Source organism: Aggregicoccus sp. 17bor-14, assembly GCF_009659535.1.
Taxonomy (GTDB): domain Bacteria; phylum Myxococcota; class Myxococcia; order Myxococcales; family Myxococcaceae; genus Aggregicoccus.
The window spans coordinates 455113-473458 of sequence record NZ_VJZZ01000003.1 but is presented as its reverse complement, the minus strand read 5'-3'; the positions used below and the strand labels follow the sequence as shown (position 1 = coordinate 473458).

Here is an 18346-nt window from a genome sequence, read left to right as displayed (position 1 = left end):
CGGGCCGCCCCCTTGCGCTAGAGCAGGGCCGTGATGCCCACCTTCACCCTCAGCGACGCCGAGGTCCAGGCCCTTGGAGAGCAGGGCTACTTCGTGCGGCCCGCGTTCCTCGGAGAGGCGGCGGCGCTGCGCGTGCGCGAGGCCGCGCTCGCACGGGCCGGAGAGCTCGCGCCCGCAGGCGTGCGGCGCGGTGCGGACCGGCGGGTGGAGGCGCAGACCCGGCAGGATCTCATCGCGTGGCTCGAGACTGCGCCCGGCACGGTGCTGGGCGAGGCCTTCGACGCCTTCCGCCAGCTCGGCGACGAGGTGAGCCGCGCGGCGTACCTGGGACTCGGTCGCTTCGACGTGCAGCTCGCGCTCTACCCCGGCGAGGGCGCGCGCTACGTGCGCCACCGCGACGCGTTCCCGGGGGCCGCGGGGGACAACCGGCGGCTGACGGCGATCCTCTACCTGAATCCTGCGTGGGAGCCCGCGCACGGCGGGCAGCTGCGGCTGTTCACCGAGGCGGGCCCCGTGGACGCGGAGCCCGTGCTCGACCGGCTCGTCGTCTTCTTGAGCGAGCGGCTCGAGCACGAGGTGCTGCCCTCGCACGCGCCGCGGCTCGCGCTCACGGCGTGGTTCTACGGGCGCGCGGCGGGCGGCGGGTAATCCCTCTCCCAGGGGGAGAGGGGACCGCGTCGCCCTCTCCCTCCATGTTTCATCGCTGCCCGGCTCAGTGCGCGTCTGCCTTGAGCAGCTCCTCCACCACGCCGGGGTCGGCGAGCGTGCTGGTGTCGCCGAGGTCCTCGGTGTGGCCCTCGGCGACCTTGCGCAGGATGCGGCGCATGATCTTCCCGGAGCGCGTCTTGGGCAGGCCGCTCACCACGCGGATGCGGTCCGGCGTGGCGATGGGTCCGATGACCTTGCGCACGTGCTCCTTGAGCATGCCCACGGTCTGCTCGCGGTTGTTGCCCTCGGCCGCGTCCGCCTTGAGCATCACGTAGGCGTAGATGCCGGTGCCCTTGATGTCGTGCGGGAAGCCCACCACGGCGGCCTCGGCCACGCTCTCGTGGGAGACGAGCGCGCTCTCGATCTCCGCGGTGCCCAGGCGGTGACCGGACACGTTGAGCACGTCGTCCACGCGGCCGGTGATCCAGTAGTAGCCGTCCTCGTCGCGCCGGCAGCCGTCGCCCGTGAAGTAGAGGCCCGGGAAGCGCGTGAAGTAGGTCTCCTTGAAGCGGCGGTGGTCGCCCCAGATGGTGCGCGCCTGGCCGGGCCAGGTGCGGTTGAGGCAGAGGTTGCCGCTCACGTCGTTGCCCTTCAGCGTGTTGCCGTCCTCGTCCACCAGCAGGGGCTCCACGCCGAAGAAGGGCAGGGTGGCGCTGCCGGGCTTGGGTGGCGTCACGCCTGCGAGCGGGGTGATGAGGATGCCGCCCGTCTCCGTCTGCCACCAGGTGTCCACCACGGGGCAGCGCTTCTCGCCCACCACCTCGTGGTACCAGCGCCACACCTCGGGGTTGATGGGCTCGCCCACGCTGCCCAGCACGCGCAGGCTCTTGCGGCTGTACTTCTTCACGTGCTCGTCGCCCGCGCGGATGAGCGAGCGCAGCGCGGTGGGGGCCGTGTAGAGGATGGTGGCCTTCACCTCGTCCACCACCTGCCAGAGGCGCCCCGCGTCCGGGTACATGGGCGTGCCCTCGAACATCACCGTGGTGGCGCCGTTGGCGAGCGGGCCGTACACCAGGTAGCTGTGGCCGGTGACCCAGCCCACGTCCGCGGTGCAGAAGAAGATGTCGTCCTCCTGCAGCCCGAACACGAGCTGGTGCGTCATCGCCGCGTACACGAGGTAGCCCGCGGTGGTGTGCAGCACGCCCTTGGGCTTTCCCGTGCTGCCCGAGGTGTAGAGGATGAAGAGCGGATCCTCCGCGCTCATCCACTCCATGGGGCAGGTGGAGCGCTGGCGGGCCATCTCGTCGTCGAGCCACAGGTCGCGGCCCGCGCGCATCGGCACCTCGCGCTCGGTGCGCCGCGCGACGAGCACGGTGCGAACCTGGTCCAGGCCGTCCACGGCCGCGTCCACCAGCGCCTTCACTGGCACTGCCTTGTTGCCGCGGAAGGCCTCGTTGCTGGTGATGACCACCTGGGCGCCGCAGTCGCGGATGCGATCGCGCAGGGACTCGGAGCTGAAGCCCGCGAACACCACCGAGTGCACCGCGCCGATGCGCGTGCAGGCGAGCATCGCGTACGCGGCCTCGGGGATCATCGGGATGTAGATGATGACCCGGTCGCCCTTCTTCACCCCGTGCGCCTTGAGCACGTTGGCCATGCGGGCCACCTGGTGCTTGAGCTCGCGGAACGTGATGTGGCGCGTCTGCCCCGGCTCGTTGCCCACCCAGAGGATGGCGGTCTTGTCCCCGCGCTTCTCCAGGTGCCGGTCCACGCAGTTGTAGGAGACGTTGAGCCGGGCGCCGCCGTACCAGCTGAAGTCCACCTCGCTCATGTCCACGTCCATCACGTTGCGCGGCGGATGGAACCAGTCGAGCCGCTGCGCCTGCTCCGCCCAGAAGCCCTGCGGGTCCTCGAGGCTGCGGCGGTACAGCGCCTGGTACTCCTCCATGTCGCGCACGCGCATCAGGGGGCCCTTCGCGCTGGCAGGGGGAGAGGAGGGGGAGGGGGGGCTCATGGTCGACTCCTGTGGCGAGCGGAGAGACGGTCCGGGGTGCGCAGCAGGCCGCGCGTACCACCCTCAACGTTAGTCCTCCCGCGCCGCCGTGGGCGCCCGGCGCTCGGGCCAAGCGTTCAGGGGCTGCCATACCCGCGCGTGCAGGCCCCCTCGGGGAGAGGGCAGCCGGGCGGACATGCGGCGCGGACGCCTCCGGACGCGGTGCGTAGCTTCACCGGGCACGGGCGGGCGTCGACCCCGCGCCGGACCGCAGCCCCTGGAGAGGAGACCCAGCGATGAGCAAGATGCTGCTGCACGAGCTGCACCCCTCGGTCGTCCACGCGCCGCTGGCGCTGCTGCCCACCGCCACCGTCGCGGACCTCATCGCGGTGGCCACCGGCGACCGGGCCTGGGAGCGCGTGGGCCGCAGGCTGTGGGTGGCGGGCACGCTCAGCGCCCTCTTCGCCGGCGTGGCGGGGCTCGCCGCGAGCCAGGAGGTGCGCATGGAGGAGCCGCACGCGCGCGACATGACCTTCCTGCACGGCGCAGGCAACGCGCTCATCACCCTGGGGGCCATCGGCGTCACCCTCTGGCGCCAGGCGAACCGCCCCTCGCCCGTGCAGTGTGCGGTGGCGCTCGGGGCGGTGGGGGCCGCGATGTACACCGCGAGCCTCGGCGGGAAGATGGTCTACGAGCTGGGCGTGGGGGTGAACCCCATGCCGGGCACCCAGCCGCAGGGCACTCTCAAGGGCCCGCCCCTGCTCAGCCGCGAGGCCCCCGCCGCGCTCGTGCGCGATGCGGCCGCGGGCCTGCGCTGGGTGCTGGGCCGCGTGGGCCGGCTCGTCTCTGGCGAGGAGCCCCTCGCGCGCGGTGCCGAGGGCGTGCGCGAGCCGGACACCTCGCCGCGCCTCGTGCAGGACACCACCCCGCGCGCGACTCCCACCGGCCCTGTGCTGCTCAGCCCTCCGTAACGCCGTTCAACCCCTCACCCAGAGGTGACGCCATGAAGGACCCGAACCAGGACGACGCGAACAAGCGCGAGCAGCAGGCCGGCTCCGAGCAGGACGAGTCCCTGCGCCACAAGGGCGGCGGGCGCGAGACGCTCGAGGAGAAGGAGAGCGGCCCCCAGCCCGAGGGCAACGGCGGCACGGGCAAGCCCGCGGCCTTCCCGCCCCACAACTAGCGCAGGGCGCTCACAGCTCGCGCACGGCCACCATGCGTGCGCGGGCCGCGTCCCACACGTCGAGCCGCAGGCAGGCGAGCACGTCGCGCGGGTGCAGCGTCGTCACGCGCGGGCACTGTAGCGCGGGCAGCGCGGCCATCGCCTCGGGCAGCCGGTAGAAGGGGATGCGCGGGTTGAGGTGGTGGATGTGGTGGTAGCCGATGTTGCCGGTGAACCACGCCATCACCGGGCCGCAGGCGAGGTAGCTGCTGGCCTCGAGCGCCGCGTCCGCGTGCGTCCAGGATGCGTCCTCGCGCAGCACGACGTCCGGGAAGTTGTGCTGGGCGTAGAAGAGGTAGGCCCCGAAGGCGTACGCCGCGAACAAGGGCAGCAGCATCGCGGAGAGGTACACGCCCACGCCCGCGAAGTGCACGAGCGCGGCGCTGAGCGCCAGGTGCAGCGCCACGGCGAGCCCCGCGCTCCAGTAGCGGCGCGGGTTGCGCAGGAAGGGCACGAGGCTCAGCGCGCCGAAGAAGGCGAAGGGGTAGGCGAAGAGCAGGGTGAGCGGGTGGCGCTCGGCCACGTAGGCCAGGCGCTCCAGCGCGCTCGCCTCCTGCCACTGCTGCGAGGTCCAGGTGGTGAAGGTGCCCGAGGCGGGCGCCGCGAGCCGCGCGGTGTTCGCGTGGTGGTGGTTGTGCGTCTCGTTCCACACGCGCGGCGGGGTGAGCATCAGCACGCCCATCGTGTTGAACAGGGCGCGCCCCAGCCGGCTGCTCGCGAGCAGCGAGCCGTGCAGGTGGTCGTGCACGAGGATGAAGCCGCGCACCAGCACCAGCGACTCCACCACGCCGCCCAGCAGCCGCAGCGGCCACCAGGGGGCGAGCGCCGCCAGCACGAGCGCGCCGGCGAGCACGGCGAGGGTGCTGAGGACGTGGAACCAGCTGCGCGCCGCGTCCTGGGCGGCGAAGGGGCGGGTGCTCGCGATGAGCGCGCGCTCGGCGGCCCGGCGCTCGGCCTCGCTCTGGGGGGGACGGCCGTAGTCGGTGCTGGTGGCGTGGTCCATGCCTGGGAGCAGTCCTGGGTGGGTGGCGCGGCGAAACTGCCGGCGGAGAGGGGAACAGCCAATCTGCGGCCCGCCTGTCATGCGTACGTCAGGAGGGCGCAGTTGACGCGCCCGGTCATGGCGCCTGCCTGCTGAACGGCTTGCGCGCTGACGCAGAGCGGCGCAGAGAGAGGGCGCGCTCTCCCCGTCCGGGTCGGGAGCGGCTCTGAGTGGCAGTCACACAGGAGAAGGAGCACACACGATGCGCAGCACTTCTGGGATTCGGATGGCCTTGCTCGCGGTGTCCATGCTCGTCGCGGGCGTGGCGAGCGCCGCGGTGAAGACGAAGCCGGTGACGTACAAGCAGGGCGAGACGGTGCTCAAGGGCACGCTCGCGTGGGACGACGCCGTCAAGGGCAAGCGGCCCGGCGTGCTCGTCATCCACGAGTGGTGGGGCAACAACGCGCACGCGCTCAACCAGGCCAAGCGCTTCGCGAAGGCGGGCTACGTGGCCTTCGCGCTGGACATGTACGGCAACGGCAAGGTGACCACCCACCCGCAGGACGCGGGCGCGATGGCGGCCGAGGCGATGAAGGACCCGGCGACGACGAAGGCCCGCTTCGACGCGGCGCTCGCGCAGCTCAAGAGCGACCCGCACGTGGACGGGGAGAAGATCGCCGCGGTGGGCTACTGCATGGGCGGCAGCATCGCGCTGTCCATGGTCGCGGCCGGCGAGGACCTGGACGCGGTGTCCACCTTCCACGCGGGCCTCAAGGACCTGCCCGCCCCGAAGCAGGGCACCCAGACCCGCATCCTCGTGAACAACGGCGAGGCGGACCCGATGAACCCGCCCGAGGTGGTGAACGCCTACAAGAAGGCGCTCGCGGACGCCGGCGTGAAGGCCGAGGTGGTGCAGTACCCCGGCGCGAAGCACGGCTTCACCAACCCCGAGGCGGCCAAGGCGAAGATGCCCGCGCTCGCCTACAACCCGAAGGCGGACAAGGAGTCCTTCGCGGCGACGACGAAGATGTTCAAGGAAGTGTTCGGCACGGCGGCGAAGTAGCCGCGCCTTCGCGTCCTGCCGCGCCCGTGCTCAGCGCGGGCGCGGCGGGCGCACCGCAGCTCCGAGCGCACCCTCCGGCAGCTCGAGCGCGCGCCACAGGTACCAGCTGCCCACGCTGCGCCAGGGGCGCCACGGGGCGGCGAGCTTCGTGAGGCGCTCGGCGGAGGGCAGCTTGCGCAGGCCGTACACGCGCTGCGCGCCCTTCTGGATGCCCAGGTCGTCCACCGGGAGCACGTCCGGGCGGCCGAGGTGGAACATCAGCATCATCTCCACGGTCCACTGCCCCACGCCGCGCACCTGCGTGCAGTGTTGGATGACCTCCGCGTCCGGGAGCCCCGCGAGCGCCTCGCGCGAGGGCACGATGCCCGCGAGCGCCTTCTCGGAGAGGTCCTTCACCGAGCGCACCTTGTTCGCGCTCAGGCCCGCTGCGCGCAGGGTCTCGTCCGCCGTGGCGAGCACGGCCGCGGGCGTGGGGAAGTCCCCGGGGTAGAGCGCGACCACGCGGCCCAGGATGGTGCTCGCAGCCTTGGTGCTCAGCTGCTGGAAGACGATGGAGCGGAAGAGGGCGCGAAAGGGCGGGTGCTCGGTAGGGGCGAGCGTGCAGGGCCCGGCGAGCGCGATGACGCGCGCGAGCTGCGGGTCCGCGCGCTTCAGGGCGCGCACGGCCTTGGCCGGGTCGAGCACGGGCTGCAGGGAGGGCTTCATGGCGCGCGGAGTCTCGGCGCGACGGCGCACCCCGTGCAAGGTGCGCCTCGCCTATGCTCGCGCGCCGTGCACGCTCCTGCCGCCCTCGAGTCCGCCCCGCCGCGCCCGCTCACCCGCCAGGACGCGCGCACGCTCGCGCTCGCGGCGCTGGGCGGCGCGCTCGAGTTCTACGACTTCATCATCTTCGTGTTCTTCACGGCGGTGATCGGCCAGCTCTTCTTCCCGCCGGACACGCCCACCTGGCTGCGCGACCTGCAGTCCTACGGGCTCTTCGCCGCGGGCTACCTCGCGCGGCCGCTGGGCGGCATCGTGATGGCGCACCACGGGGACCGCACGGGCCGCAAGCGCATGTTCAGCCTCAGCGTGCTGCTCATGGCGGTGCCCACCCTGCTCATCGGCCTGCTGCCCACCTACGCGAGCGCGGGCTACGCAGCGCCGCTCGCGCTGCTGCTCCTGCGCATGCTGCAGGGCGCGGCGGTGGGCGGCGAGGTTCCCGGGGCGTGGGTCTTCGTCTCCGAGCACGTCCCCGCACAGCGCGTGGGGCTCGCCTGCGGCATCCTCACCGCGGGGCTCACCCTGGGCATCCTGCTGGGCTCGCTCGTGGCCACGGCGGTGAACGGGGCGCTGGGCGCGGCGCAGGTGCTCGCCTGGGGCTGGCGCCTGCCCTTCCTCGTGGGCGGGCTCTTCGGCTTCCTCGCGGTGTTCCTGCGCCGCTGGCTCGCGGAGACGCCCGTCTTCGAGGAACTGCGCGAGCGCAAGGCGCTGGTGCAGGGCCTGCCGCTGGGGGCCGCGCTGCGCGGGCACGGGCGCGCGGTGGCCCTGTCCATGCTGCTCACCTGGGTGCTCACGGCCGCCATCGTGGTGGTCATCCTGATGACGCCCACCCTGATGCAGCGGCTGCACGGCATCGCGCCCGCGCACGCGCTCGCGGCGAGCAGCGTGGCCACGCTGTGCCTCACCTTCGGCTGCGTCCTGTTCGGGCTCGCGGTGGACCGCTTCGGCACGGCGCGCGCGCTCGGGGCAGGGTGCCTCCTGCTGCTCGGGGCGGCGTACGCGCTGTACCGCGGCGTGGGCGCGGCGCCGCAGCAGCTGGTGGCGCTCTCGGCGCTCGCGGGTGCGTGCGTGGGCGTGGTGGGCGTGGTGCCCACGGTGATGGTGCGCGCCTTCCCCGCGGCCGTCCGCTTCAGCGGCCTGTCCTTCAGCTACAACGTGGCCTACGCGGTGTTCGGCGGGCTCACCCCGCTCGCCGTGACGCTGCTGCTCGCGCGCTGGCCGCTCGCCCCGGCGCACTACGTCGCCGCGCTGTGCGTGCTGGGCTTCTGCGTGGCACTCGCGCTGGGGCGCACACGGCGAGCGCCCTGAGCCCTCAGAGCTTCGCGCAGAGGGCGAGCGCCTCCTCCAGCGTCGCCACCTCCACCACGCTCCACTCGGGGCTCTGCAGGCTCGCCTGCCAGCGGCGGTTGGAGGCGGCGGTGAGCGCGCTGGTGGGCGTGATGGTGATGACCGCGCGGATGCCCACCTGGCGCAGCGCCGGGAGCCCTGCCTTCGCGAGCCACTCCTGGTCCTCGAGCAGCATCGCGCCGCGCGTGTTGCGCGTGTCGGCGATCCACGCGCGGGCCGCGTGCGTCTGGCACTCCTTCATGCCGCGCGCGGCCACCTTGCGGATGAGGGCAGACGGCGTGAAGGCCAGCCACTCCACCCGCACCGCGCGCGCGCTCGGCTCCCAGTGCGCCCGGGCGATTCCCGGCTCTTCGAACAGCTGCATGTGTGCTCCCCCCGTGGGCGCGCCCGGTGAGCGGCCTGGACGTAAAGGGCAGTCTACATGGGTTGGGCGGCGGCGCAGCCCCGTCCGGCTCGCCTACTCGGGGAGCTGCTGGTGGCCGAGGCGCACCCGGATGGCCGGGTGCTCGCGCACCAGCGTGCGCAGGACGGCGAGGCTGCGGGCGTTCTCCTTCGGGTCGCCGGTGAAGGTGCCCGGCTCCACGTCGTGCTCCCATCCCCAGGCGGTGTGCGAGGTATCGCCGGTGAAGAGCACCGGCCCCTGCGGCGTGCGCGCGAGGTACGCGGTGCTGCCGGGCGTGTGGCCGGGCGTCCAGAGCGCGAAGAGGGAGCCATCGCCGAACACGTCCACCACGCCGTCGAAGCGCCCGTCCGGGTCCTTCGCGTAGCGCCACTCGCCCACCGGCGGCAGGCCCTCGAGTGCGCGGTCGATGCTGCCGCGGGTGAAGAGGTTGAGGAAGGCGCGCGGGCGCGTCTCACCGGGGCCCGCGAAGAGCGGCGTGCCGCGCGGCAGGTCCGGCGCGCCCGAGACGTGGTCCAGGTGCAGGTGGGTGAAGAGCACCCCCTGCACCTGCACGTGCTGCTGCGCGAGCCAGTCGCCCAGCGGGTGCTCGAAGCCCATCTTCTCCGTGTGCAGCTCGCGCGCCACGAGCCCGCGCACCGCCGCGCGCTCGGGCGCATCGCGCAGCGCGCGCTCCACGCCGGTGTCGATGAGGAAGGTGCCGAAGCGCGGGTGGCGCAGCACGTGGAAGTCCACCTCGATGGGCTCCTCGCCGTCCGTGAGGCCGGCGGCCTTCGCCCGGGGATTGTTCAGGTTGATCATCCCCGCGCGCGTCACCGCCCACGAGGTGGAGCGCACCGTCTGCACCTCGATGGGACCGGGCTGCTCCAGCACCGCGAGCAGCGCGCTGCTGCGGCTGGGCTGGCCCAGCGCGGCCGGCTGGGTGGCGTGGCTGCTCGCGGTGCAGCCGGCGAGCAGGAGGAGGGCGGGGAGCAGGAGGTGGCGCATGGCGGCGGGTCCTTCGTCAGCGGGTGATGGGTGAATCGTAGCCATGCGACCGTGGATGGAAATCCGCTAAGAAGGCATGGAGCCATGCGGAAATGGATGGGTGCCCGATGAGCCTCGCCTGGGACGACGTGCAGCTCTTCCTCGCGGTCGCGGAGGCCGGGAGCCTCTCGGGGGCCGCGCGGCGGCTGCAGGTGGGGCAGCCCACGGTGAGCCGCCGGCTCGCGGACCTCGAGTACCGGCTGGGGGCGCAGCTGTTCCAGCGGCGCGCGGAAGGGGCCGCGCTCACCGGCGCGGGCGAGCGGCTGCTGGAGCCGGCGCGGCGCATGGCGGAGTGGGCCGCGGAGGTGGAGCGCGCCTCCGAGCTGGGCCAGGGGGCGGGCCTGCGAGGCGTGGTGCGGGTGACGGCACCACCGGGCCTGGCCTTCGACTTCGTGGCGCCGCTCGCGGCGCGGGTGCGCGAGCGCCACCCCGAGCTGCGCCTCGAGGTGCTCTCCGCGGTGCAGCGGCTGGATCTCACGCGTGGCGAGGCGGACCTCGCGCTGCGGCTGCAGCCCACCGTGTCCAGCGAGCTCGCGGTGCTCGGCAGCTTCACCACTCCCAACCGCGTGGTGGTGGCGCGCAGCTACGCCGAGCGCCTGCCGCGTCGCCCCACGCTGCAGCAGCTCGACTGGATCTCCTGGGCCGCGCCCTTCGAGGACATCCCGCCCACCCCGCAGCTCAAGGCGCTCATCCCGGACTTCCGGCCCTCGTTCACCTCGGACAACTACCTGGTGCAGTGGCGCGCCTGCGAGGCGGGGCTGGGGGCGATGATCCTCGGAGGACCGCGCCACCGGCTCTCGCTGCCCATGGAGCTGGTCTCCCTGGACGTGGACCTGGGGCCGCACCGCGAGTCCACGCTGCACCTGGTGTGCGCGAAGAGCGCGCTCGCCCTGCCACGCGTGCGCGCGGTGGCAGACCTGGCGCTCGCCGAGCTGCAGCCTCCGCCGCCGCGCGCGCGGGGCGCAGCGCGCCGCTGAACGACGGGCCGGACTCGCCCTTCGGGAAGCCTTCGGGTTATCCTGGGAGCTCGTCAGTCCCCGGAGTCAGGGAGCGCGGCCGCGCGCGCTTCCCCCGGAGGACGGAGGGGGTACCGCACCGATGCGCTCACGTCTCCGCTTCGCCATCGCCACGTCCGCTACTGCGGCGCTGGGCCTGCTGGTCGCCACGTCCGCCTGCATGTCCGACGAGCCCTCCACCGGGGACAAGGTGCCCGCGCCGGCGCCCCTCACGCAGTGGACCCAGGTGGGCGGGGACAGCTCGCACCGCGGCGTGATCGACGCCGTGGCGAAGCGCCCCGCGCGCATCCTCGCGGACGTGGTCTACGACCCCTTCGTGGGGCAGGAGACGGACCCGCTCACCACCGACGGGGACCTGCTCATCCACTACCAGGCGCCGCTGGTGATGGGCGATGACGTCTACACCGAGGTGAAGTCCGGCGCGTACACGCCCTGCCAGTCCTCGCCGGCCTCCTGCAGCGCCGCCGACTACGACTCGCAGGTGTGGAACGAGAGCTACTTCAAGTGGGTGAACGGCCAGCTCGTGCACCAGTGGGACTACGCGAGCGACTGGAAGCCCATCGTAGGGGTCGGCTTCGAGCAGATGTTCCACGCGGCCGCTTTCGGCGACTTCCTCTACGTGCCGGGCGCGGGCGGCGCGCTGCACAAGGTGGACCGGCACTCGGGCGCGCTGGTGAAGCGGCTCGTCCCGCCGAGCGTGGGGGCGAAGGCCCACGTCGCGGGGCCGCCGGCCATCGATGGCGCGGGAAACGTCTTCTACAACGTGGTGCAGCTCGACCTGACGAACCCCACCGCGGATGCGGAGAGCTGGCTGGTGCGCGTATCCGCTTCGGACCAGGTGAGCAGCGCCCGCTACCAGGACCTGGTGCCCGGAGCGCCGCAGCCGGGCGCCCTCTGCTACACCGCCTTCTCGAGCAACGCGCCGAAGCCGCTGCCGCCCCCGCCCAACGCGGACGGCTCGCCCGCGCAGCCTCCCCAGGCCACCTGCTTCTCGCAGCGCCCGGGCATCAACTCCTCGCCGGCCATCGGGGCGGACGGCACGGTGTACGTGGTGAGCCGCGCGCACCGCAACGACCGCTACTCGTACCTGGTCGCGGTGAACCCGGACCTCACCCCGAAGTGGGCGCGCTCGCTGCGCGACCTCTTCGATGACGGCTGCGGCGTGACGGTGGAGGGCTGCCGCTCGGGGGCCACGAAGGGCGTGGACCCGAACACCAACCAGCGCCCCGCCGCGCGGGTGAACGACAGCAGCACGGCCTCGCCCGTGGTGCTCCCGGACGGTCACGTGCTCTACGGCAGCTACTCCGGCTACAACGGCTCGCGCGGCCACCTCATCAAGTTCAACGGCAAGAGCGGCGAGGTGATGGGCTTCTACGGGTTCGGCTGGGACATCACCCCGGCGGTGTGGTGGCACGACGACACCTACTCCATCCTCCTCAAGGACAACCACTACGCGAACCTGCCCGCGGACGAGGAGTTCTTCATCACCCAGCTCTCGCGCGACCTGCAGGTGGAGTGGCAGCACAAGGCGAACAACCCGAAGGTGTGCGAGCGCGGCGCCGACGGCCAGGTCACCTGCCAGACCGTGGAGGGCGACGGCCAGGAGTGGTGCATCAACGCTCCCGCGGTGGACAAGAACGGCACCGTGCACGTGGCGAGCGAGGACGGCAACCTGTACCAGATTGCCCAGGGCGGTCAGGAGAAGGCCCGCGCCTTCCTCCAGCGCTCGCTGCGCTCGGGCTACACGCCCACCGTGCTGGACGCGCAGGGCCGCATCTACTCGATGAACGCGGGCCACCTGTTTGTCTACGGTGAGTAGAGCGCTCGCAGCGCTGCTGGGGGCGCTGCTGCTCGCGTGCACGGGGAGCGCTCCCTCCGTGCCCGAGCAGCCGCCGCCGCCGCCCGAGGTACCCGCCGCCGAGCCCGTGCCGCGCCCGGTGAGCGGCGGCACGCTGTTGGTCACCCACGACGGACGCTACGCCGTGGCGGCCGACCCCGACCGCGACGCGGTGTGGGTGGTGGACCTCGCCGCGTGGCAGGTGCACGCGCAGCTCGCGCTGCAGCCGGGCGACGAGCCGGGGCGCCTGGTGGAGGACGAAGCGGGCCGGGTGCACGTGCTGCTGCGCCGCGGCGGCGGCGTCGTGGCGCTAGACGTCGAGCGCGGCAGCGTGCTCTCGCGGCGCGCGGTGTGCCCGGCGCCGCGCGGGCTCACCCATGGCTTCGGGCGGCTGTACGTGGCCTGCGCCGGGGGCGAGCTGGTGGCGCTGCTGCCCGAGGGTGGCGCGCCGCTGAGCACGCTGCACCTGGCGGCGGACCTGCGCGACGTCGTCTTCGACGGCGAGCAGCTCTGGGTGAGCCGCTTCCGCAGCGCGGAGCTGCTGCGGGTGGACGTCAACGGGCAGGTGGCGGAGCGCGTGCGGCCCGCAGCGCTCCATCCCGTGGGCGCGCCCGGCTCCGCGGCCTACGTGGCCTTCGAGCCCGGCGTGGCCTCGCGCCTCGTGGCGGACCCGCAGGGCGGGCTGCTGCTGCTGCACCAGCTGGCCTCCACCGCGACCCTGCCGCTGCACGCCACCTCCGGGCGCCCTGCGTACGCGGGCCTGGAGCCGCTCGCCGGCGACCCCACCTGCGGCGACGGCGTGGTGCACAGCGCCCTCTACCAGCGCTCGGCCTCCGGCGCGGCGCAGGGACGCGACCTGCAGGCGGCGCTCGGCGTGCTGCCCGGAGACCTCGCGTTCTCGCCCGCGGGAGACCGGGTGGTGGCGGTCGCGGCCGGCAGCCGGCGGGTGATGGTGGGCAGCCGCGCGTGGCTCGCGGGCGGACGCCAGGGCGACTGCGCGCTGTCCGGCGAGCGCAGCTTCCAGCTCTACGCGCAGCCCATCGCCGCGGCGTTCTCCCCCGCGGGGACGCTGCTGGTGCAGACGCGCGAGCCGGTGGGGCTGGTGCGGCTGCTGGGCACACCCGAGTACCAGGCGCTCACCCTGGGCGAGCACCTCGCGGGGGACGCCGGCCACCGCCGCTTCTACGAGCCCGCCCCCAGCGGCATCTCCTGCGCCTCCTGCCACCCCGAGGGCACGCAGGACGGGCGCGTGTGGCACCTCGAGTCGCTGGGCGCGCGGCGCACGCCGCCGCTGGGCGGGGGGCTCGCGGCCACGGCCCCCTTCCACTGGGACGGAGCCGTGCCGGACGTGGCCTCCGCGCTGAAGGACACCCTGGTGGTGCGCATGGGCGTGCCCGTCCCTCCGGCGGAGGACGTGACGGCGCTCTCGCGCTGGCTGGAGACGCTGCCCGCCGAGCCCGCGCCGCTCCCGCTGGACGCAGCGGCGGTCGCGCGGGGCGAGGCGCTGTTCGGCTCGACGCAACTGGGTTGCAACAGCTGTCACGCGGGCGCGCGCGGCGTGCAGGCGGTGAGCGCGGACATCGGCACGGGCGGCAGCTTCCAGGCGCCGCCGCTGGAGGGCCTCGCCCTGCGCGCACCCTACCTGCACGACGGGTGCGCGCTCTCGCTCCAGGACGTCTTCGGCGCGTGCGCGGGCGGAGAGGTGCACGGCCGCGTAGGCGCGCTGGACGCGCAGGCGCAGGCGGACCTGCGCGCCTATCTGGAGTCCCGCTGAGACTCGCGCTGAGGCGGGCGGGGAGGGCGACTACGCGAGCGCCACGCGCTCGAGGCCCGCGAGGCGGCTCCTCACGAAGCGGATGGCGGCCTGGAGGTCCTCCGCCGCCTCCGCGATGGCCGCGGGCGAGGCGCTGCGCGGCTGCGCGCCGTCGCGAAGCAGCTGCTCGAGGTGGGCCTGGTGCTCGCAGAGCATGGCCAGGTCCAGGGAGAGCTTGGCCCGCTCCTGTGCCAGGCGCTCGTGCCGCTCGTCGCTGAGGTGCGTCATCCGTCCGCTCCCGCCGTGTCCCCCCGTGCCCCACCTCGAAGTCTAGCGCCCGGCGCAGGCGCGAGAGGGCCCGTGGGCGCGTGCGCGCAAGCGGATGGCGGCGGGACGTAAGTGGCCGCTGCGCAGGCGGCCGGGTCCCGTGGAAGCATCGGCCGGAGCGCCTGCGCGTGTCCGAAGGGAGACCTGGTGAGCCCCCTACGACCTCACCGAGCTGCTGGAGCTGGTGGGGCGCCACTGCCTCCCCGCCTCCGGCACATAGCTGCCGGACGTGCGCTCCGCGCCGCAGCGCCTGCTCAGGGCGCGACGTCGGACCAGTGCACCTCGCGAGCGGTCACCGGTCCCACCGAGACCTCCTCGAGGCTCTCCGGGAGGCGGCCGCTGCCCGCGGCGAGCGGGACCTCGCCCACCATCACCTCGGCCCTGCGCTGGGGAAGTGCACGCTCCGGCTCCGCGAGCCCCTCGGGCAGCCGCGCGTGGCCTCCCGCGTCGTACTTGTCCGTGGCCCCGAGGCAGTGCAGCAGCTCGTGCGCGAGCGCGGTGAGGGCGAGCGTCGCGTCGGCGCCATCCACCCGCACGCGCACGAGGCCCAGCTCGCCGCCGGCGGCGCCGATGCCCTCCGCGAAGCTGCCCGCGCCGCCGGGCTCCACCACCGCGTAGAGGCGCGCGTCGTAGCCGCGCGGCGTGAGCCCCACGGCGGCGTTCACCGGCGCGAGCGCCGCGTCTAGCGCCCGCGCATAGCGCAGCCGCGCGAGCCACCCGCCGTCCTCCGCGGGCCACGGCAGCGGCGTGCCCGCGACGACGGGCCCGAACACCTGCAGCTGCACCGGCCGCTCGAGCCCCTCGGGGCGGTAGCGCCGCAGCTCTCGCGCGAACCAGTCCTCGAGCTCGGGAGCGCTGTCGGCCAGTGCCCGCGAGCCCCGCGTGTCCTCGCCCACCAGCACCACCGCGACCCGCAGCGGGCGCACCCACGCCGTGCGCGCATCCCGCCCGCGCTGCACCGAGAACGCCCAGCCCGCCGCGACGCAGAGCACCCCGAGCAGCACGGCCACGCGCAGGGCCTTGAAGTGCCGCGCGCGCGAGCGCCGCCGCTCGCACGCGGCGCAGCGGCGCGCCCCGCGCACGAGCGTGCACAGGGCGCAGGTGCGCGCGCCGCAGCCCTCGCAGCTCCCGTCGTCCTCGAGCGCGGCGTGGTCGCTGCAGCGCCCCGCGGAGGCGGGCGCCTCGAGCACGCGCGCCTCGGCGCCCGCGGCCTGCAACGCGCGCAGGAGCCCCGCGGCGGCGTCTGGCGCGAGGCCGCGAGGGAGCACGCAGGGGGCGGCGCCCAGCAGCAGCCCGGCCTCGGTGCGCGAGAGCTGCAGCGTGCGCGCGAGGGCCAGCGTCGCGGGCCCCACGGCGGGGCCCGGCGGCGGCGCGCGCAGCAGCTGCACGCGGTGCGTGGAGGGGGACATGCGGAGGCATTGTGGCACGCCGTCCCCGCGGCGCCGCAATCCCACCTCGGCCCTCTCCCCGCGGACGGAGAGACCTCAGCCGCGGCGCCCCACGAGCCGGGCGAGCAGCGCCTCGAAGTCGCGCGGCGAGAGGCTCAGGTGCTCGGAGAGCCGGCCGTAGAGCACGGCGCTGGGCACGTGGCGCTCGCCGTACTCGCGCTGCAATTCGCCCAGGACATGGAGCACCAGGCGCTCGGGGCGGGTGAGGCCGTCGCGCACGTCGGGCAGCACGTCGGCCAGGGCAGGGCGTGGAGGAGGCGGGCGTCGGGGCACGGGCAGGGGGGCATCCTACCCCCGCGCTCCCGGGCCGGATGGGGTAAGTCTCGAGGGCCGCGCCTCCCACCTGGAGTCCCCGCTTGCGCGCCAGCCGCCCCGCTCCAGCCGTGTTCCTGGGAGCCTTCCTCCTCTTCCAGGTCCAGCCCATCCTCGCGAAGCTGATCCTCCCCTGGTTCGGCGGGGCGGCGGGGGTGTGGACCGCGTGCGTGCTCTTCTTCCAGGTGGCGCTGCTGCTCGGCTACCTCTACGCGCACCTGCTCGTGCGCCTGCTCTCCCCGCGCGCGCAGGCGGGCGTGCACCTGGGGCTGCTTGCGCTCAGCCTGCTCACGCTGCCCATCGCGCCCAGCGCGCGCTGGCAGCCCGGGGACCCGGGGCAGCCGGTGCTGCGCATCCTGCTGCTGCTCGCGGCGTGCGTGGGGCTGCCCTACACGGTGCTCAGCGCGACGAGCCCGCTCCTCTCCGCCTGGTACGCCCGGCGCACGGGCGATCCCATGCCCTACTGGCTCTACGCCGTGAGCAACGCGGCCTCCTTCTGCGCGCTGCTGGGCTACCCCGTGCTGGTGGAGCCCTGGGTGCCCACCCACCTGCAGGCGCTGCTGTGGAGCGCGGGCTACGCCGTCTTCGCCGTCGTGTGCGGGCTCATCGCGTGGGATGCGCGCCGGGGAGGGGAGGCCGCGCCGTCCCCGCCCGAGGAGCACGAGGCCGCAGCGCAGGCGCCCGCGGGCCCGGGGCGCCGGCTCCTGTGGGTGGCCTTGAGCGCCTGCACCTCGGGGCTGCTGCTCGCGGTGACGGCGCACCTGACGCAGAACGTGGCCCCCATCCCCTTCCTCTGGGTGGTGCCGCTCGCGCTCTACCTGCTCAGCTACGTGGTGTGCTTCGCGCGCGGCGCGCGCTACCGCCCCGGGCTGATGCTGCCGCTGCTGCAGGCCGCGGTGCTGGGGGTCGCGTACGCGCTGGGCCGCGAGGAGGACAACCTGTCCGTGGGGCTGCTGGTGCCGCTGTTCTGCGCGGCGCTGCTGCTCGCCTGCCTCGCGGCGCACGCGGAGCTCGCGCGGCTGCGGCCGCCGCCCACGCAGCTCACGGGCTTCTACCTGCTCACCTCGCTGGGGGGCGCGCTGGGCGGGGCGCTCGTAGCGCTCGCCGCCCCCGCGCTGCTCACCCACGAGTGGGAGCTGCCCCTGCTGCTCGGCGCGCTGACGCTGCTGCTCGCGCTGGCCTCGGCGCTGGGGGCGGACTCGCTGCGCGCCCGCACGCAGGTGCGCTGGGCGAGCTCGGCGCTGGTGGCGGTGGGCGTCACGGTGTGCCTCGCGCAGCGGATGCTCGCGCCGGAGCACTCCGCGCGGCGCGAGGCGCGCAACTTCTACGGCACGCTGCGGGTGATGGACGGTTTCAGCGCGCGCGTCCTCAATCACGGCACCATCACCCACGGCGAGCAGTTGCTGGACCCGCTGCAGCGCCGCCAGCCCACCACGTACTACGGCCCGGATTCGGGCGTGGGGCTCGCGCTGCAGGAGGCCGCCCAGCGCCCCGTGGCGCGCGTGGGCGTGGTGGGGCTGGGCACCGGCACGCTCGCGGCGTACGGGCGTGCGGGCGACCACTACCGCTTCTACGAGCTCAACCCGCTCGTGGTGCGCGTGGCCCGCGAAGACTTCTCCTTCCTCGCGGACTGCCCCGCCGAGGTGAAGGTGGTGCTGGGAGACGCGCGCCTGTCGCTCGCGCGCGAGCCGCCCCAGGACTTCGACGTGCTCGCCATCGACGCCTTCTCGAGCGACGCCATCCCCGTGCACCTGCTCACCCGCGAGGCCTTCCTCCTCTACCGGCGCCACCTGGCGCCCGGCGGGGTGCTCGCGGTGCACGTGAGCAACCGCCACCTCGAGCTCACCCCGGTGGTGGCGCTCGCCGCGCGCGAGGTGGGCCTGCGCGCCGCGGTGGTGGACGCCGAGGACGACCCGGACGAGACCCTGCACCGCTACGGCTCCACCTGGGTGCTGCTCTCCGCGCGCGACGGGCTCTTCGTCTCCCCGCCCTTCCAGGGCCGCGTGACGAAGCCGAAGCCGCCGCTGGAGCGGCGCGCCTGGACGGACGACTACAGCAACCTGCTGCAGGTGGTGCAGTGGGGCGGGCGCGACAAGTAGGCGGGCGGCCCCGCGCTTTTCGCGGTGGCGCGGGCCGCCGCACGGCGCTAGAGGTAGCGCCATGAGCACGCCCGCCCCCGTCGTCATCCGCGTCTGGTCCGACTTCGTCTGACC

At 74.1% G+C, this 18346-nt stretch carries 17 protein-coding genes; 9 read left to right on the top strand and 8 right to left on the bottom strand.

The window, feature by feature from the left end; all coding sequences use genetic code 11:
- Positions 1-33: 33 nt before the first annotated feature.
- A complete protein-coding gene (locus tag FGE12_RS08510; protein WP_153865886.1) occupies positions 34-648 on the top strand; it encodes a 2OG-Fe(II) oxygenase in 615 nt (204 codons plus the stop codon).
- Between the two features lie 64 nt (positions 649-712).
- Here FGE12_RS08510 and acs read toward each other — a convergent pair whose 3' ends face one another.
- Entirely contained in the window at positions 713-2662 is a 1950-nt protein-coding gene (acs, locus tag FGE12_RS08505) for an acetate--CoA ligase (RefSeq protein WP_153865885.1), read from the bottom strand.
- 275 nt (positions 2663-2937) lie between these two features.
- Between acs and FGE12_RS08500 the strand changes: the two genes are divergently transcribed.
- A complete protein-coding gene (locus FGE12_RS08500) occupies positions 2938-3612 on the top strand; it encodes a DUF2231 domain-containing protein (protein ID WP_153865884.1) in 675 nt (224 codons plus the stop codon).
- A gap of 32 nt (positions 3613-3644) precedes the next feature.
- The gene (locus FGE12_RS08495) at positions 3645-3824 is read left to right on the top strand and encodes a hypothetical protein (protein ID WP_153865883.1); all 180 of its coding nucleotides are present in this window, start codon (positions 3645-3647) and stop codon (positions 3822-3824) included.
- Positions 3825-3834: 10 nt separating this feature from the next.
- Here the strand turns inward: FGE12_RS08495 and FGE12_RS08490 are convergent, their stop codons facing one another.
- Complete coding sequence (locus tag FGE12_RS08490; protein ID WP_153865882.1) at positions 3835-4866, bottom strand: fatty acid desaturase; 1032 nt, start codon at positions 4864-4866, stop codon at positions 3835-3837.
- A 241-nt stretch (positions 4867-5107) separates the two neighbouring features.
- Here FGE12_RS08490 and FGE12_RS08485 point away from each other — a divergent pair, with 241 nt between their 5' ends.
- A complete protein-coding gene (locus tag FGE12_RS08485; RefSeq protein ID WP_228530647.1) occupies positions 5108-5908 on the top strand; it encodes a dienelactone hydrolase family protein in 801 nt (266 codons plus the stop codon).
- Between the two features lie 30 nt (positions 5909-5938).
- On the opposite strand, the gene FGE12_RS08480 is transcribed toward FGE12_RS08485, so the two are convergent.
- Positions 5939-6613, bottom strand: a complete 675-nt coding sequence (locus FGE12_RS08480) for a DNA-3-methyladenine glycosylase (RefSeq protein ID WP_153865881.1) — start codon at positions 6611-6613, stop codon at positions 5939-5941.
- A gap of 66 nt (positions 6614-6679) precedes the next feature.
- Between FGE12_RS08480 and FGE12_RS08475 the strand changes: the two genes are divergently transcribed.
- Complete coding sequence (locus tag FGE12_RS08475) at positions 6680-7975, top strand: MFS transporter (RefSeq protein ID WP_194797704.1); 1296 nt, start codon at positions 6680-6682, stop codon at positions 7973-7975.
- A gap of 4 nt (positions 7976-7979) precedes the next feature.
- Here the strand turns inward: FGE12_RS08475 and FGE12_RS08470 are convergent, their stop codons facing one another.
- Positions 7980-8378 (bottom strand): hypothetical protein, encoded by a 399-nt coding sequence (locus FGE12_RS08470; RefSeq protein ID WP_153865880.1) that lies wholly within the window; start codon positions 8376-8378, stop codon positions 7980-7982.
- 93 nt (positions 8379-8471) lie between these two features.
- Entirely contained in the window at positions 8472-9401 is a 930-nt protein-coding gene (locus tag FGE12_RS08465; protein WP_153865879.1) for an MBL fold metallo-hydrolase, read from the bottom strand.
- Between the two features lie 107 nt (positions 9402-9508).
- Between FGE12_RS08465 and FGE12_RS08460 the strand changes: the two genes are divergently transcribed.
- The 3 genes from FGE12_RS08460 (at position 9509) to FGE12_RS08450 (ending at position 14067) form a co-directional block, all read left to right on the top strand.
- Positions 9509-10417 (top strand): LysR family transcriptional regulator, encoded by a 909-nt coding sequence (locus tag FGE12_RS08460; protein ID WP_153865878.1) that lies wholly within the window; start codon positions 9509-9511, stop codon positions 10415-10417.
- A gap of 121 nt (positions 10418-10538) precedes the next feature.
- Positions 10539-12275, top strand: a complete 1737-nt coding sequence (locus FGE12_RS08455; protein WP_153865877.1) for a hypothetical protein — start codon at positions 10539-10541, stop codon at positions 12273-12275.
- A complete protein-coding gene (locus FGE12_RS08450) occupies positions 12268-14067 on the top strand; it encodes a cytochrome-c peroxidase (RefSeq protein ID WP_153865876.1) in 1800 nt (599 codons plus the stop codon). Before FGE12_RS08455 ends, FGE12_RS08450 begins: the two co-directional genes overlap by 8 nt.
- A 30-nt stretch (positions 14068-14097) precedes the next feature.
- Here FGE12_RS08450 and FGE12_RS08445 read toward each other — a convergent pair whose 3' ends face one another.
- The 3 genes from FGE12_RS08445 to FGE12_RS08435 form a co-directional block, all read right to left on the bottom strand.
- A complete protein-coding gene (locus FGE12_RS08445; RefSeq protein ID WP_153865875.1) occupies positions 14098-14334 on the bottom strand; it encodes a hypothetical protein in 237 nt (78 codons plus the stop codon).
- 293 nt (positions 14335-14627) lie between these two features.
- Positions 14628-15782 (bottom strand): hypothetical protein, encoded by a 1155-nt coding sequence (locus tag FGE12_RS08440; RefSeq protein WP_153865874.1) that lies wholly within the window; start codon positions 15780-15782, stop codon positions 14628-14630.
- 75 nt (positions 15783-15857) lie between these two features.
- Positions 15858-16094: a hypothetical protein gene (locus FGE12_RS08435; RefSeq protein ID WP_370458919.1), complete on the bottom strand. Its 237-nt coding sequence runs from the start codon at positions 16092-16094 to the stop codon at positions 15858-15860.
- Between the two features lie 83 nt (positions 16095-16177).
- Here FGE12_RS08435 and FGE12_RS08430 point away from each other — a divergent pair, with 83 nt between their 5' ends.
- Complete coding sequence (locus FGE12_RS08430; RefSeq protein WP_153865873.1) at positions 16178-18232, top strand: spermidine synthase; 2055 nt, start codon at positions 16178-16180, stop codon at positions 18230-18232.
- Positions 18233-18346 lie beyond the last annotated feature (114 nt).